The sequence below is a fragment of the Citreicoccus inhibens genome, from assembly GCF_019039035.1.
Taxonomy (GTDB): domain Bacteria; phylum Myxococcota; class Myxococcia; order Myxococcales; family Myxococcaceae; genus Citreicoccus; species Citreicoccus inhibens.
The window spans coordinates 31,128-46,138 of the sequence record NZ_JAHNZT010000050.1; the positions used below are offsets into that span (position 1 = coordinate 31,128).

13 protein-coding genes are annotated in these 15,011 nt (G+C 71.3%); 7 read left to right on the forward strand and 6 right to left on the reverse strand.

The genetic code is table 11. The features are described from left to right. Positions 1-119: 119 nt before the first annotated feature. From KRR26_RS33400 to miaE, 4 genes are all read left to right on the forward strand, one after another. The gene (locus KRR26_RS33400) at positions 120-1,976 is read left to right on the forward strand and encodes a patatin-like phospholipase family protein (protein ID WP_328707254.1); all 1,857 of its coding nucleotides are present in this window, start codon (positions 120-122) and stop codon (positions 1,974-1,976) included. An 81-nt stretch (positions 1,977-2,057) separates the two neighbouring features. Next, positions 2,058-2,681 carry an AgmX/PglI C-terminal domain-containing protein gene (locus tag KRR26_RS33405; RefSeq protein WP_217081806.1) on the forward strand — a complete coding sequence of 208 codons (624 nt, stop codon included), beginning with the start codon at positions 2,058-2,060 and terminating at the stop codon, positions 2,679-2,681. 64 nt (positions 2,682-2,745) lie between these two features. Further along, positions 2,746-3,585 carry a GNAT family N-acetyltransferase gene (locus KRR26_RS33410; protein ID WP_120210094.1) on the forward strand — a complete coding sequence of 280 codons (840 nt, stop codon included), beginning with the start codon at positions 2,746-2,748 and terminating at the stop codon, positions 3,583-3,585. A 34-nt stretch (positions 3,586-3,619) separates the two neighbouring features. Further along, positions 3,620-4,243, forward strand: coding sequence for a tRNA-(ms[2]io[6]A)-hydroxylase (miaE, locus tag KRR26_RS33415; protein WP_120210093.1), 624 nt, complete (start codon positions 3,620-3,622; stop codon positions 4,241-4,243). Positions 4,244-4,276: 33 nt separating this feature from the next. Here the strand turns inward: miaE and KRR26_RS33420 are convergent, their stop codons facing one another. Beyond that, positions 4,277-6,076, reverse strand: a complete 1,800-nt coding sequence (locus KRR26_RS33420; RefSeq protein WP_217081811.1) for an SLC13 family permease — start codon at positions 6,074-6,076, stop codon at positions 4,277-4,279. 254 nt (positions 6,077-6,330) lie between these two features. Here KRR26_RS33420 and KRR26_RS33425 point away from each other — a divergent pair, with 254 nt between their 5' ends. From KRR26_RS33425 to KRR26_RS33435, 3 genes are all read left to right on the forward strand, one after another. Then, positions 6,331-8,124 (forward strand): phosphoenolpyruvate carboxykinase (GTP), encoded by a 1,794-nt coding sequence (locus KRR26_RS33425; RefSeq protein WP_120210092.1) that lies wholly within the window; start codon positions 6,331-6,333, stop codon positions 8,122-8,124. 142 nt (positions 8,125-8,266) lie between these two features. Next, positions 8,267-9,100, forward strand: a complete 834-nt coding sequence (locus tag KRR26_RS33430; protein WP_120210091.1) for a hypothetical protein — start codon at positions 8,267-8,269, stop codon at positions 9,098-9,100. Next, positions 9,100-10,539, forward strand: a complete 1,440-nt coding sequence (locus KRR26_RS33435) for an ABC transporter substrate-binding protein (protein WP_120210090.1) — start codon at positions 9,100-9,102, stop codon at positions 10,537-10,539. Before KRR26_RS33430 ends, KRR26_RS33435 begins: the two co-directional genes overlap by 1 nt. 31 nt (positions 10,540-10,570) lie before the next feature. Here KRR26_RS33435 and KRR26_RS33440 read toward each other — a convergent pair whose 3' ends face one another. From KRR26_RS33440 to bioB, 5 genes are all read right to left on the reverse strand, one after another. After that, a complete protein-coding gene (locus KRR26_RS33440; protein WP_217081807.1) occupies positions 10,571-11,752 on the reverse strand; it encodes a pyridoxal phosphate-dependent aminotransferase in 1,182 nt (393 codons plus the stop codon). Continuing rightward, positions 11,749-12,027 (reverse strand): hypothetical protein, encoded by a 279-nt coding sequence (locus tag KRR26_RS33445; RefSeq protein ID WP_120210088.1) that lies wholly within the window; start codon positions 12,025-12,027, stop codon positions 11,749-11,751. The genes KRR26_RS33440 and KRR26_RS33445 overlap by 4 nt, the downstream gene beginning before the upstream one ends. 114 nt (positions 12,028-12,141) lie before the next feature. Then, positions 12,142-12,837: a dethiobiotin synthase gene (gene bioD, locus KRR26_RS33450; protein WP_120210087.1), complete on the reverse strand. Its 696-nt coding sequence runs from the start codon at positions 12,835-12,837 to the stop codon at positions 12,142-12,144. Continuing rightward, positions 12,830-14,002 (reverse strand): 8-amino-7-oxononanoate synthase, encoded by a 1,173-nt coding sequence (gene bioF / locus KRR26_RS33455; protein WP_217081808.1) that lies wholly within the window; start codon positions 14,000-14,002, stop codon positions 12,830-12,832. Before bioF ends, bioD begins: the two co-directional genes overlap by 8 nt. Beyond that, on the reverse strand, positions 14,002-14,979 hold the full coding sequence (bioB, locus tag KRR26_RS33460) for a biotin synthase BioB (protein WP_217081812.1): 978 nt from the start codon (positions 14,977-14,979) through the stop codon (positions 14,002-14,004). The genes bioF and bioB overlap by 1 nt, the downstream gene beginning before the upstream one ends. Between the last annotated feature and the right edge of the window lie 32 nt (positions 14,980-15,011).

Consider the following 15,011-nt stretch of genomic DNA (forward strand, 5'->3'; position numbering starts at 1 on the left):
CACGTTGAGCCCTCCGAGACGGAGCGCTGGGATATCCTCGCGAGGTCGTCACGGAGGGACACCGGGGCCATGAGGCGCCGCGAGGACACGTCCCCTCCGTCTCGCAGGGGTGGATTCTCGTGAGCCGAAACGCCGTGCTGTCGTCGCTCGTCCTCGCCGCGCTGGCCCTGGGCGGGTGCAGCTTCATGAAGACGGACGTCCTTCTCGACACCCTCAACAAACCCACTCCGCCCGACCCCTCCTCGCCGCCCGCGCGCGTGACGCCCGTCGAGCGCGTGGCCTCCCTCACCCGCGCGCAGCTCGTGGACGCGTACGTGGATCCGCGCGCCGTGGCGGGCTGGATGACGGGGCTGGGCAACGCCCCCGCCCTCGTGCTGGACATGACGCAGTGCCTGCTCGACCGAGCCGGCGGCAACAGCGGCGGCTGCTACGAAGACGCGGCGCATCCGGGCTTCATCGACCGCGCGGTGAAGGCCCCCGCGTGGGGCATGCCGCGAGCGCCCACGTCGGTGAACGCCAACTCACCAGACCCCGTGGAGGTGGACGCCCAGCGCTTCCTCGCCAACGCGATGACCCTGGCGCCCTCGCTCATGGTGCTCCAGCAGTCCCTGGCCCAGTCGCTCACCCGCGAGGAGCTGGCCACGGGCATCAAGCTGGGCGCCGCGTCCGCCGCCCGCTACATGCAGGCCCGAACCTGGCACCGGATGCTCCAGCGCCCCTCCAACGCCCTCGTGCTGAGCGGCGGCGGCGCCAATGGCGCGTTCTCGGCCGGAGCGGTGTGGCGGCTCTTGGGCATCCTCCAGCAGTGTCGTGGGAAGCCCGCGCCGGAAGGGTGCGGGGACGCGCGCATCGACCTGGCGGCGGGCACCAGCACGGGCGCGCTCATCAGCACCATGGTGGACCTGTTCCACACGCCGGGCCAGGAGCAGGCCGCGCGCGACCTGCTGGTGAGCAACTACACGTGCACGGTGGAGTCGGACCTGTACTGCGTGAACTCGACGTGGCTGTGGAACCTGGCCAAGAACACGCGGGGGCTCGTGCGCTTCGACGGCGTGGTCTCCAAGCTCGACGCGGCCATCCAGCCGGGGATGCTGCACAACGACACGGAGCTGGTGGCCGTCTCGGTGGACTTCCCCACGGGGGACGTGTTCGGCATCAGCGACCAGGACCCCGCGGACTTCGAGCCCGAGGCGTCCGATCTGGAGCGCAAGCACGGCCTCACCCAGGCGATTGTCGCCTCCATCGTCGAGCCCGTGTTGTCGGACCCCGTCGAGGCGCTGCCCTCCCGCTCGGGCAAGCGGTGGAGCGCGTACTTCGACGGCGGCGTGCGCTCCGGACTGCCGTTGCTCCAGGCCGTGCAGCGCGGCGCCGAGCGCGTGCTGGTCATCTCCACGGGCGGCCTGACGCCTCCCATGGCCGCGAAGCCCGCGCACGCGATGGACGTCCTGATGCGCACGCTCGACCTGTTCGTGGCGCAGCCGCGCATGGGTGAGGTGCAGCAGGCGGAGCTGGCCGCGGTGACGCGGCGGCTGGCGGAGTACAACGTGTGCGCGCTGCGCCTGGGACGCGACGACACGGGCAACATCGAGGCCTTCTGCCGGCGCACGGGCACCGCCTTCCAGCCCCACGCGCTGCGCGCCCCGGAGGCCGGCATCCCGCTGTGGATGGGCCCGGCCCGCTTCGAGCAGGTGGCCACGAGTTGGCGCACGTCCTGGATGTTCCGCCCGGAGAATGACCTCGCCTCGGCGAGCGGCTACGCGTTCTCACCGGACGTCATGCAGCCCCTGTTCGTGCAGGGCGTGGAGACCTTCCAGAAGCGCTGCCTGGAGGTGCTGACCCTCTTCAACATCCAGGGCACCCGGGCTACTCAGGAGTGCGAGCGAGGCCCGCAGGAGGTCGCCGCGGAGGCTCGCGCGGCGCTGCCCTCGGCCGCGCAGTGCAAGCAAGGCAAGCCCGAGCGGCGCACCTGCGACTGACCCCGCTCCCCGGGCGCGGGGACTGGGCCCGAGGCCCCGGCGGTTTCTGGTAAGGGAGCGGCTGACCTCCCGCGACGCGCCATGCCGAAACGCCACTTCATCCGCTGGGTCCTCATTCCCGGCCTGAGCCTGGGCGCGCTGGTGCTCAGCGCGGCGCTCGCCGCCTGGCTCACGCGCCCCACCCCCGCGCCCCCGCCCGCCCCGCCCCCGCAAGAGGCGCCATCGCCCCTGGGCGAGCCCCTCACGCCGCCGCCCCACGTGAACCCGCCCCCCGTGGCGGCGCCGCCCGCCTTCCCTTCGCCGCCGAGCGCCGTACCGGGCCTCGCGGGCGCCGCGAACCGGGACACCCGCCGCGTGGAGGACGCCGACCTCGTCATCGAGGAGTCCTCCGGGCGCATCGACCGAGCGGACCTCCGCGTGGCCGTCCGGGCGGTCTCCCCCCTCGTGCAGCAGTGCTTCGAGGACGTGGCCCAGCGCAACCCCGGCCCCCAGGAAGTGAAGCTGCGCTTCACCGTGCAGGGCAGCGGCGAGGCGGGCCAGCTCACCCACGGAGAGCTGCTGTCGAGCACCATCGCCGACCCCATGGTCCAGGCGTGCGTGCTGGACTCGCTGCTGGACGCGCAATTTTCCGCCCCCTCCGGCGGTGGGAAGGCGACGGTCGTCTACCCGTTCCGCTTTCGAACACCCGGGGAGGCTGGCCCGTAAGGTCGGGTTTTGCGTAAGGTGGCTGGACCGCTCCTTTCGCGCCCCCGAGGCCCCTCGCCAGCGAATGCCAGTCACTGTCGAACAGCTCGGCCCTCAGGACATGTCCGCCCTGCGGACCCTGCTGGCCAAGGACCCGGTGCACAACCTCTACCTCCTGGGGTTGCTGGAGGAGTTTGGCGTCTCGCCACGCGGAGGCCGCGTCCAGTTCGCCTACCACGGCCGCTTCGACAAGGGCGTGCTGACGGCGGCCGTCTTCGTGGGAGGAGACGGCGGGCTCGTGGTGCCCAGCGCGAGTGACGCCACCGCCACCAGCATCATCGCGGACGCGCTCGCCGCCTCGCTGCGCATGCGCGCCACCGTGGGCGACAAGGCCGCCGTGGACGCGCTGGTGCGCAGCCTGTGCGCGGGCAAGCCCCGGCTGTCGCGCACGCAGCGGCTGTTCAGCGTGTCCGCCGACGACCTGGGCCCCTTCACCAACCCCACGCTGCGCCTGGCGCGCGAGGAAGACGTGCCGCGGCTGCTGCCGCTGGCCCAGGGCTACGTGCGCGAGGCGATGGAGCGCGACCCGCTCCAGGAGGACCCCGAGCACTTCGAGTCCCGCGTGCGCCAGCGCGTGCGCCAGCGCCGCACCTACGTGCTGGAGGAGAAGGGCGAGTTCGTCTTCAAGGTCGACATCGGCAGCCGCTCGCAATACGGCGCTGAGCTGGAGGGCCTCTACACCCTGCCCTCCGAGCGCCACCAGGGCCACGCCACGCTGTGCCTCGGCCAGATTTCCCGGCACCTCTTGTCCTCGCTGCCCCGGCTGACCCTGCGCGTGGACGAGCGTGACGAGCGCGCCGCGCGCATCGCGCGCAAGGTGGGCTACCTGGCGGGCCGCACGCAGCGCCTGGTGCTCGTGGAGTGAGTTCGGGTGGAGTGAGCTACAGTCCGCGCGCCCCATGAGCCGTCCCACGCCGACCCGCCGTCCCCTCTCTGGAGAGGGCCCCGTCATCCTCCACGCCGCCACCGACCCGCGGTGGCTCCCCCTGGCCCTCGAGCGCTTCGACGAAGTCCTCGTGGACCACGCCCACTGCGAGAAGAAGGCCGCGGCCAACGCGCTGTCCATGCTCCAGGCGTACCCGGACCTGCCGGGGCTGCCGGCGCAGATGGCGCGGCTGGCGCGCGAGGAGAGCGCCCACCTGGCGCGCGTGTTGGACTTGATGGCCGAGCGCGGCTTGACGCTCACCAAGGACGCTGGCGACCCCTACGCCCAGGCCCTGCAGAAGCAGGTGCGCACGCCCGGCCCCGAGCGCCGCGTGGACCGACTGCTCGTGGCCGCCATCATCGAGGCCCGCTCCTGCGAGCGGCTGTCGCTTTTGGCCGAAGGGCTGACGGACCCCGCCCTCGCGCGCTTCTACGGAGAGCTGGCGCAGTCCGAGGACGGGCACCAGTCCCTCTTCTTCCGCCTCGCCGTCACCGCGTCCGCGGGAGACGAAGCCGCCGTGCGCGCCCGCATGGAGACGCTGCTCGCCCGCGAGGCGGAGGTCGTCACCGAAGTGGGACTGCGCGCCGCCATTCACTGAGGCGCTCGCCCCTTGCGCCCGTGAGCCTCCCGCTCAGGGGTTGAAGGGCCACATCCAGGGCACGGCCACCGCGAGCAGCACGAGCAGCACCAGCGTGAGGGGCGTGCCCAGGCGAAAGAAGTCGCTGAAGCGGTAGTGCCCCGGCCCGTAGACGAGCACGCAGCTGGGCTCCAGCGGGGTGATGAACGAGCAGCTGGCGGCCAGCGCCACGCCCATGGCGAAGGGCCGCGCATCCACGCCCAGCCGCCGCGCCACGTCCACCGCCACCGGCAGCACCACCAACGCGGCGGCCTGATTGCTCATGGGCGCGGACAGCCCGAGGGTCAGCACCATCAGCAACACGAGCACGCCGCGCGGCCCCCCCGACGCGCCAAACCGGGCCACCAGGCCACCGAGGAAGTGCCCCGCGCCGCTCACCTCCATGGCCACGCCCAGCGCCATCATGCAGCCGATGAGCAGCACCACGCGCCAGTCCACCCGGAAGGCCTGACGCGCATCCACGCAGCGCGTGGCGATCATCGCGAGCATGCCGGTCAGCCCCGCCACGGACAGCGGCAACACGCCCGACGAGCCCGCCGCCAGCGCCCCCAGGAACAGGGCCACCGCGAGCGCCGCCTTGCCATAGCGCGGCGGCTGGTACTCGTGGCCGCCGAGCACCACCAGCTGCGTCCCGCTGGCCAGCGCCTCCACCCTCTCCCGAGGCCCGCGCAAGAGCAGCACGTCCCCCACGGACAGGGGCAGCATGGACATGGAGCGCTCACCGAAGACGCGGCCCAGGAGCTGGAGCTTCGTCGCGCGCTGGATGGCGGGCCGCCGGTGCAGTGCCAACGCCACCAGCCCGTAGCGCTCCACGAACGCGACTTCCTTCAAGCCGCGCCCCACGAGGGGACTGCCCACCGGCACGCTCGCCTCCACGAGCAGTGCGTCGGGGGCGCCCAGCTCGCCTTCGGCCAGGCGCACGTCCGGCCGCAGCTCGATGCCCCGCAGGTCCTTCACCCGCAGGATGTCCTCGCGCTGCCCTTCGATGAGCAGCCGCTCGTCCCCTCGCAGGCGCAGCGAGGGAGCGGCGGCCAGCGTCCGGCCCTCGCGCAGCACGCCCACCACGCGCAGCCCGAGCCCCTCGGTGAGCTCCGCCAGCTCGCGCCCCAGGTAGCGCGAGCCGGGCGGCAGGATGGCCTCGGTCAGGTAGTCGCGCAGCGTCCACGCGCCCTCGGTGCCCTTGCCCTCACGAGAGGGCAACAGCCGCGGCCCCAGCAGCACCACCACGGCCAGCCCCACCAGCACCACGGGGAGCCCCACCGGCGTCAGCTCGGTGACGCCCATGGGCCGCATCCCCAGGCGCTTGAGCGCGGCGGACACCACCAGGTTGGTGGACGTCCCGTACAAGAGCAGGGTGCCGCCCAGCATGGACGCGTAGGCCAGCGGCAGCAGCACCTTGCTCGTGGGCACCCTGGCCCGGTTCGCCGCGCCAATGGCCACGGGCAGGAAGGCCGCGGTCGTCACCGTGTTGGAGATGACCGAGGAGAAGGCCGCCACCGTCACCATCATCGCCAGCACGAAGCCCCGCTGGCCGAAGCGCGCGAAGAAGGCCAGCCGCTGCCCGATGAGCTGCACCACGCCCGTGGAGGCGAGCCCTTGGGTCATCGCCAGCAGCGTGAAGATGAAGATGACCGTGTCGTTGCTGAAGCCCTCGAAGGCCTGCGCTGGCGTCAGCACGCCCGTCAGCGCCAACAGGCACACCACGCACAGCGCGCTGAACTCGATGGGGACGGCGTCGAACGAGAAGAGCACCAGCGCGACCAGCACCAGGCCCAGGACGATGGCGATGTTCACGGGGTCCACGCCCCACCCTGGAGTCGCGCTCCGCGTGAAGACAGTCCCCTGGCGCACTGCGCCGTCAGCTACTGGATGACCGCCTTCTCATAAGTGGAATTAGTGCGGACCAGGGCCGGCGCCGGTTGACTGCCGGACGCCAGTTGCTTTTGGAGCGCCGCTCCAGAAGGTTTGGCGCTCTTCCGCAAGTAGGGTGATCCCCCCTTGGACCGGACGCGGGAGACCCTAACTTGAGACAACACGAGGAGACTCCGATGGCTACGACGCAAGCGGCCGCCGTGGCGCAAAACGCGCCCACGAAGAACCCCACGCTGCTGGCCTGGGTGGCCAAGATGGCGGCGATGACCCAGCCCGATCGCATCGTCTGGTGCGACGGCTCTGAGGCAGAGAAGAAGCGGATGACGGAGGAGGCCGTGAAGGACGGCACCCTCATCCCGCTGAACCAGGAGAAGCGCCCGGGCTGCTATCTGCACCGCTCCAACCCCAACGACGTGGCGCGCGTCGAGCACCTCACGTTCATCTGTACGCCGAACAAGACGGACGCGGGCCCCACCAACAACTGGATGGAGCCGGACGAGGCGTACACGAAGCTGGGCCAGCTCTTCGAAGGCTGCATGAAGGGCCGCACCATGTACGTGGTGCCCTACGCCATGGGGCCGCTGGGCAGCCCGTTCACGAAGATTGGCGTGGAGCTGACGGACAGCAACTACGTGGTCCTCAACATGCGGATCATGACCCGCATGGGCAAGGCCGTGCTGGACCTGCTGGGCGACAGCGATGACTTCAACCGCGGCCTGCACAGCACCGGCGACGTGAACCCGGACCGCCGCTACATCTGCCACTTCCCCCAGGACAACACCATCTGGAGCTTCGGCTCCGGCTACGGCGGCAACGTGCTGCTGGGCAAGAAGTGCCTGGCGCTGCGCATCGGCAGCTACCTGGGCCGCGAGGAGGGCTGGCTCGCCGAGCACATGCTCATCCTCGGCGTCACCAGCCCCCAGGGCGAGACGACGTACGTTGCCGCGGCCTTCCCGTCCGCGTGCGGCAAGACCAACTTCGCCATGCTCATCCCGCCCAAGGAGTACAAGGGCTGGAAGATCGAGACCGTGGGCGACGACATCGCGTGGATGCGCCCGGGTCCGGATGGCCGCCTGTACGCCATCAACCCGGAGGCCGGCTATTTCGGCGTGGTCCCCGGCACCAACTACAAGACGAACCCCAACGCGATGGAGACCATCGCCAAGGACACCCTCTTCACCAACGTGGCGCTGACGCCCGACGGCGACGTGTGGTGGGAGGGCAAGGACGGCGAGGTCCCCGAGGAGCTCACCGACTGGCAGGGCCGGCCCTGGAAGAAGGGCAGCGCGGAGAAGGCGGCGCACCCGAACAGCCGCTTCACCGCGCCCATGACGAACAACCCCGTGCTCAGCGGCAAGTCCAATGACCCGATGGGCGTCCCCATCAGCGCCATCATCTTCGGCGGCCGTCGCTCCAACACGGTCCCGCTCGTGCTCCAGGCCTTCAACTGGACCCACGGCGTGTTCCTGGGCGCCACCATGGGCAGCGAGACGACCGCCGCCGCCACCGGCAAGGTGGGCGTGGTGCGCCGCGACCCCATGGCCATGCTGCCCTTCTGCGGCTACCACATGGGCGACTACCTCCAGCACTGGCTGGACATGCAGAAGTCCATCCCGCAGCTGCCGAAGATCTTCCAGGTCAACTGGTTCCGGCAGGACAAGAACGGCAAGTTCCTGTGGCCGGGCTACGGCGACAACATGCGCGTGCTCGAGTGGATCGTGAACCGCGTCCACGGCCGCGTGCCCACGCAGGAGACGCTGCTGGGCTGGGTGCCGCGCCAGGACCAGGGCCTCAACCTCCAGGGCCTGGACGTGGCCCCCGAGTCCATCTCCGAGGCCACCTCCATCAAGGAGGACGAGTGGAAGACCGAGCTGAAGAGCCAGGAGGTCTTCTTCGAGCAGCTCGGCACCAAGGCGCCCGAGGCGCTGATGCTCCAGCGCAAGCTGCTGATGTCCCGCCTGGGCGGGTAGTCGGGCACGCCTGACGTTCGAGTGAGTGCCCGCCGGGGCCGCCCCCACCCTTCCACGGGGTGTGCGCGGCCCCGGTGCATTTGCGGGGACACACGGGCGGGTGTTCGCTGGCGGAACAATTCAGCGCTAGGCTGCCGGCCCCATGAGACTGGTCTTCGTGTTGACGGTGGCCCTGGCCCTCGCGCCGGCGGCCGCGCTGGCCCAGCGTGGCGGCGCGGCGAAGAGCGCGAACGCACCCGCGCTCATCAAGGAGGGCGAGCGCCTCTACAAGGCGGGCAAGTACCGCGAGGCCGCCGACGTGTTGAAGAAGGCGAACGAGGCGCAGCCGCACCCCAAGCTCCTCTTCAACATCGCCGTGGCGCTGGAGTACGCGGGCGAGCTGCGCGAGTCGCTCACCTGGTACCAGCAATATGTGGGCAGCTCCGAGGGCACGGACCCCGAGCTGCTCAAGAAGAGCACCCGCTACATGGAGCGCGTGCGCGCGCAGCTGGAGCGCGAGGAGCACGCCCAGTCCACCGCCGACGCGGACCGCAAGCGCCTGGAGGCGGAGGCCGAGTCCGCGCGCCAGCGGGCGGAGCAGGAGCAGCTGGCCGCGCGCCGCGCCGAGGAAGAGAACCGGGTGCGCCAGCAGGCCGAGCAGGAGCGCGAGATGAAGTCCTACAAGCGCCAGCGCCTGGGCGCCTTCGCCGCGGGAGGCGTGGCGGTGGTGGGCGTGGGCGCGGGCGTGCTCTTCGGCATGCAGGCGCGGGATGCGCGCAAGCAGTTCGACTCGGCGACGAAGCTGGCGGACAAGGAGAGCTTCAAGAGCGACACGCGCAGCAAGGCGCTCCTGGCGGACATCGGCTTTGGCGTGGGCCTGGTGAGCGCCATCACCGCCATCGTGCTGTATCCCAAGGAAGGTCCCCCGGCCGAGGGCGAGGTGCGGGTCACGATGGCGCCTCGGGGCGCCGGTGCCGGTATGGAGGTGAGCTTCTGATGCGCGCGCTGGGATTCATGGCAGTGGGAGCGGTGCTGTTCGCCGGGTGCAGCTTCACGACGGCCAGCGGCCTCAACGAGTGCGAGACGAGCGCGGACTGCGGCGCCAACCGCGTGTGCACGCAGGGTTACTGCCTGCCGCAGCCGGACGGGTGCGACCGCGCGCTCGGCGCCACCACGGTGGCCAACGCCATCCCGCTGGGCGCCGTGCTGCCCATCACCACCAGCGAGGGCACGGACGAGTCCGAGGAGCAGGACCTCAACGCGCTCAAGCTCGCGCTGGATGAGGTGAACCAGTTGGAGGGCGTGGGCGGCCGCCGCTTCGTGCTCTACGTCTGTGACTCCCACGCGGACACGGACCGGGCCAAGACGCAGGCCGAGTGGATGGTGGGCGACAAGGGCGTGTCCGCCATCTTCACCTCGGGCAGCGCGCAGACCATCTCCATCAGCACCATCACCATCCCCAAGGGCGTGCTGCTGATGAGCTACACCGCCACCAGCGCGGCCATCAGCAACCTGAGCGACAAGAACGGCGGCTCCACGGGCCTCGTGTGGCGCACGACGCCCTCGGACGTGCTCCAGGGCCGCGTCATCGCGGACATCCTTCAGGGCCGCATCGCCATCAACGACCCGGCGGGGACCTTCACGGCGCCCGCCAAGGTGGGCGTGGCCTACGTCAACGACGCCTACGGCCAGGGCCTCTACTCGGCCCTCCTGGACCGCTTCCAGCCCAAGCAGGTGCCGGGCGTGCAGTATCCGCGCAACGGCGACGTGGGCACAGCGGTGACCCAGCTGGTCCTCGAGAAGGCCAACCTGACGGTGCTCGCGGGCTTCCCCGAGGACAACACGCGCATCATCAACCAGGCGGTGAGCGCGGGGCTGACGCAGGCGGCGGGCTACCGGTGGTTCTTCACCGACGCAAACAAGACGTCCGATCTGTTCACCGCGCTGGGCAACAACAAGGCCGAGGTGGCGGGCGCCTACGGCACCACGCCCGCGACGGAGCGCCCCAACGACTCCGTCTACTCGCTGTTCGCCGCGCGCTTCAAGACAGCCACCAACAAGGACGCCGGCCAGTACTCGTATACGGCGCACGCGTATGACGCCATGTACCTGGTCGCGCTGGGCCATGCGTACGCGGTGGGGCCGGACATCAACTCGCCGCAGCCCATCACCGGCAACCGCGTGGCGGAGGGCCTCACCTTCGTCACGCCCCCGCCGGGTGCCAACCCTGCCCCGCCCAACTACGCCATCGGGCCCATCCAGTTCACCTCCGCGCGCGACGAACTGCGCGCGGGCCACGTCATCAACGTGCGCGGCGCCAGCGGCGAGCTGGACTTCGACAACGCCAAGGGCGAGGCCCCGTCGCAGTACGAGCTGTGGAAGATCGAGAACAGCAAGTTCACGACCCTCCAGCTCATCACCCCGCAGGCGGACTGACGGCGCGGGCGCGGCGTTCCCGGCGCGGCGGCTACCCCGCCGGGAACATCCGCCCCAGTCCATCCACGAGCACCTGGAGCGCGGCGCTGAAGCGCTCGGGCGGCGCCAGGAGCGAGAGCACCAGGTAGGCGCCGCCCTCGAAGTCGTAGAAGTACCCCGGTTGGACCCGCACGCCCGCGGCGAGCAACGCGAGGCACGTGGCCTCTTCCCCGGGCTCGGTGGGCACGCGCAGCACCGCGCTCCAGCCGCCGTGGGCTCGCACCACGTCCCATGCCGCCCCGCGTGGCCGGGCCGCGAGCAGCCGCGCGCGGTTCGCGAGCACGCGCTCCCGCAGCGCCTGTTGGAAGCGCGGCGCACGGGCCAGCAGCGCGGGCACGGCGTGTTGCGCGGGCGTGTTCACGGAGAGGTACGCGTCCGACACCCACTCCAGCCGGGCCAGGGCTTCGTCGCGCAGTGACTCGGGACCGCCCACGTGCGTCCAGCCCACCTTGAGGCCGGGCAGGCCCACGGACTTGGACAACCCGCCGAGCGCGAAGGTGAGGCAGGGCAGCGCGCGGCCGGCCACGGTGGGCACTCGGTCCGGCTCGTCATCCCAGGGGAACTCGGAGAAGACCTCGTCGCAGATGAGCGCCAGCCCTCGTCGCGCGCAGACCTCCGCGAGCGCGGCGAGCTCCCCCTCGTGCAGGAAGTGGCCCGTGGGGTTGCCGGGGTTCACCACCACCACGGCGCGGGTGCGCGCGTCGCACGCGGACTCCACCGCGCCCGCGTCCAGGCCGAAGCCGTGCGCTAGCGGGAGGCGGTAGGCGCGCGTCTGGACGCCCTCCAGCCGCGCGAGGACGTCCACCAGGGGGTAGCACGGCGCGGGCACGAGCACGGTGTCCTCGGGCTCGCACAGGAGCTTGAGGAGCCAGCCGTAGGCCTCGCTGGTGCTCGCGGAGAGGAGGATGTGCTCGGCGGACACGCGCGCGCCGCGCGCGAGCCAGGACTCCGCCACGGCGTGACGGGCGGAGGCTAGGCCCAGGGGCTCCGGGGCGTAGCCCAGGCCCCCGGGGAGCGACAGGAGGTCCACGTCTGGCGCGGGCAGGCCCACGCGCGTGGGGTTGGACTCGGTGAGGTCCAGGAGCGGAAGCCCGCGCGCCTGTCGCGCCGCGTGGGCCTCGGTGAGCGCGTTGGGCGCTCGGGGGAAGTCCGTGCGGGTGGAGAACCGGCTCACAGCCCCGTTTGGAGCATCGCGTTCGCGACGCGGCGGATCAGGTCGCGGCGCAGCTCCTGCCGGCAGTATTCGATGGCCTTGTCATGGGGCTTGGGGAGTTCCGGATCGCGGGTGCGCAGCGCCGTCCGCAGCACAAGCTCCACCTTCGAGGGCTCGAGGTGGAACAGCCGGGGGCCGTCCTTCTGGAGAAAGTACGAGAGCCCGCGCTGATCAATGAGCTTGAGGAAGAAGCGCCGGACGTCCGCGAGGAGCGTGAGGTCGATGATGTCCGCCATTCGTGACGGCTTTCTCGCGCGGAAAAAACGACACGTCCATTTCACGGACGTGCACACGCGAAAACTTGCGCGACCTGTAGCACTCGTCCGGACCGCGAAGCGCCGGAGGCCGATTTATCGGCCTCGCGCGCGTTCGCTCACCAGCGGGCGCAGCGCGCGACGGAACGCGGCGTGGCGTGCGCGCGCATCCTCCAGATAAGGCACCGGCCCCAGGACCGGAACGCCGTGGCGCGCTTCCAAAAACTGGCGGTTGTCGCGTTCGGAGGGATCACGCGCGGCCGTGGAGCGAGACAGCACCACCGCGCGCACCGGCACCTCGCGCGCGGCCAGCGCCTCCAGCGACAGCGCCACGTGGTTGAGCGTGCCCAGGCCCGCGCGCGCCACCAGCACCACGGGCAGGCGCAGCACCTGGATGAGGTCGATGACGTCGTGCTTGGAGTCCAGCGGCACGAACAGCCCGCCCGCGCCCTCCACCACCACGGGCCCCATGCGCAGCCGCTCCCACGCGGCGAGCGTGACGCGGAAGTCCGGCTCCCGCCCCAGGCGATGCGCCGCGATGCCCGGGGCCAGCGGCGCGCGGAAGCGGTGCGGACACACGGCCTCCATGGGCAGCGTGCTGCCTGCCGCCTCGCGCAGCGCCAGCGCGTCCGCGGGGTGCTTCAGCGACTCGCAGCCGCTCTCGTAGGGCTTGAAGCCCTGGGGCCGCACGCCCGCGTCCGCCAGCAAGGACAGGAGCGCGCGCGACACCTGCGTCTTGCCCACGCCGGTGTCGGTGCCGGTGACGAAGACCTGGAACGGAGCTTTAGCCATGGAACACCCCCACCGCGCGCAGCGCGTCCAGCGCCAGGTCCAGGTGCCCCAGCGTGTGGCCCGCGGACAGGCAGAAGCGCAGGCGGCTCGTCCCCTCGGGGACGGTGGGCGGGCGGATGGCCTTCACCAGGATGCCGCGCTCGCGCAGGCGACGGGCGGCGTCGAGCGCGCGCTCGGGCTCGCCCAGGACGACCGGGAAGATGGCGCTGCGAGACTCCGCGGGGAGCCCCAGCGCGCGCAGCCCCTCGGCGAAGCGGCGGATGTTGCGCCAGAGCTGCGCGCGCAACTCGGGCACGCCCTCCACCATGTCCACCGCGGCCTCGGCGGCGGCGCACAGCGCGGCGGGTAGCGCGGTGGAGAAGATGAACGGCCGGGCACGGCTGATGAGCAGGTCCACCACCGCGCGCGACGTGGCCACGTAAGCCCCCATGCCGCCCAGCGACTTGCTCAGCGTGCCCATCCGCAGGTCCACCCGGTCCTCCAGGCCCAACTCCTCGCAGAGCCCCGCGCCCCGAGCGCCCAGCACGCCGGTGGCGTGGGCCTCGTCCACCATCAGCGCGGCGCCATGGGCCTCGCACGCCTCCACCAACTCGGCGAGCGGCGCCACGTCTCCGTCCATGGAGAACACCGTGTCGGTGACGACCAGCTTGCGCCGCGCCTCCGTGCGCGCCAGGGCGTCGCGGAGCGCGGCCACGTCCGCGTGCGGATAGACGACCACGCGCGCGCGGGACAGCCGGCAGCCATCCACCAGCGACGCGTGGTTGAGCGCGTCCGAGAACACCGCGTCCTCGGGGCCCACCAGCGCGGGGAGGATGCCCGTGTTGGCCGCGTAGCCGGAGTTGAAGAGGAGCACCGCCTCGGCGCGCTCGAAAGCAGCCAGCCGCGCCTCCAGCCGGTGGTGCGCGGGCGTGTCCCCCACCACCAACCGACTGGCGCCCGTGCCCAGGCCCAGGTGCTCCACCGCGAGCCGCGCCGCCTCGCGCACCGGGGCCGACGAGGCCAGCCCCAGGTAGTCATTCGAGGAGAAGTTGACCAGCGTCTCGCCGCCCAGCCGGACCACCGGGCCCTGCGGCGAATCGAGCGGCTCCACATAGCGGCGCAGCCCGCGGGCGGAGAGAGCCTCCAGGTCCGCGCGGGCCCACGCCGCCGTCACGCCACCACTCATCACGGCTCCTGACGGGGCTCCAGCGGCCGGATGCCGGCCTTCTCCAGGAGCGCCATGTCCTGCGTGTACTCGGGGTTGCCGGTGGTGAGCAGCTTCTCACCGAAGAAGAGCGAGTTGGCGCCCGCCATCATGCACAACAGCTGCGCCTCCTCGTTCATCTGCATGCGGCCGGCGGACAGCCGCACCATGGACTGCGGCATGAGGATGCGCGCGGTGGCGATGGTGCGGACCATCTCCACGGACTCCACGCGCTTCTGCTCGGCCAGCGGCGTGCCCGCCACGGGCACCAGCGCGTTGATGGGCACCGACTCCGGGTGCATCTCCTGGTTGGCCAGCGTGCGCAGCAGGTTGCAGCGGTCGTCCACGGACTCGCCCATGCCGATGATGCCGCCGCAGCACACGGAGATGCCCGCGTCCCGCACGCGCGCCAGCGTGTTCAACCGGTCCTGGTACGTGCGCGTGGAGATGATGTCCTCGTAGTGCTCGGAGGACGTGTCCAGGTTGTGGTTGTACGCGGTGAGCCCCGCGTCCTTCAGCCGCCGCGCCTGCGCGTCGGAGACCATGCCCAGCGTGGCGCAGGCCTCCATGCCCATGGCGCGCACGCCGCGCACCATCTCCAGCACGCTGTCGAACTGCGGGCCGTCCTTCACCTCGCGCCAGGCCGCGCCCATGCAGAAGCGGGTGGCACCGGCCGCGCGCGCCTGCGACGCGGACTTGAGCACCTCCGGCACCGACATCAGCTTCTCCGCCTGGACCCCCGTCTTGTAGCGCGCCGCCTGCGGGCAGTACGCGCAGTCCTCCGGGCACCCGCCCGTCTTGATGGACAGGAGCGAGCAGAGCTGGACCTTGTTCTCCTGGAACACGGCCCGGTGCACCGTCTGCGCCCGGTACACCAGCTCCAGCAGCGGCAGCTTATAGAGCGCGCGAACCTCGGCGAGCGACCAGTCGTGCCGCACGCTCACACCCAAAAACAACACAACAACATAATAAACATAACCATAAAAAAACT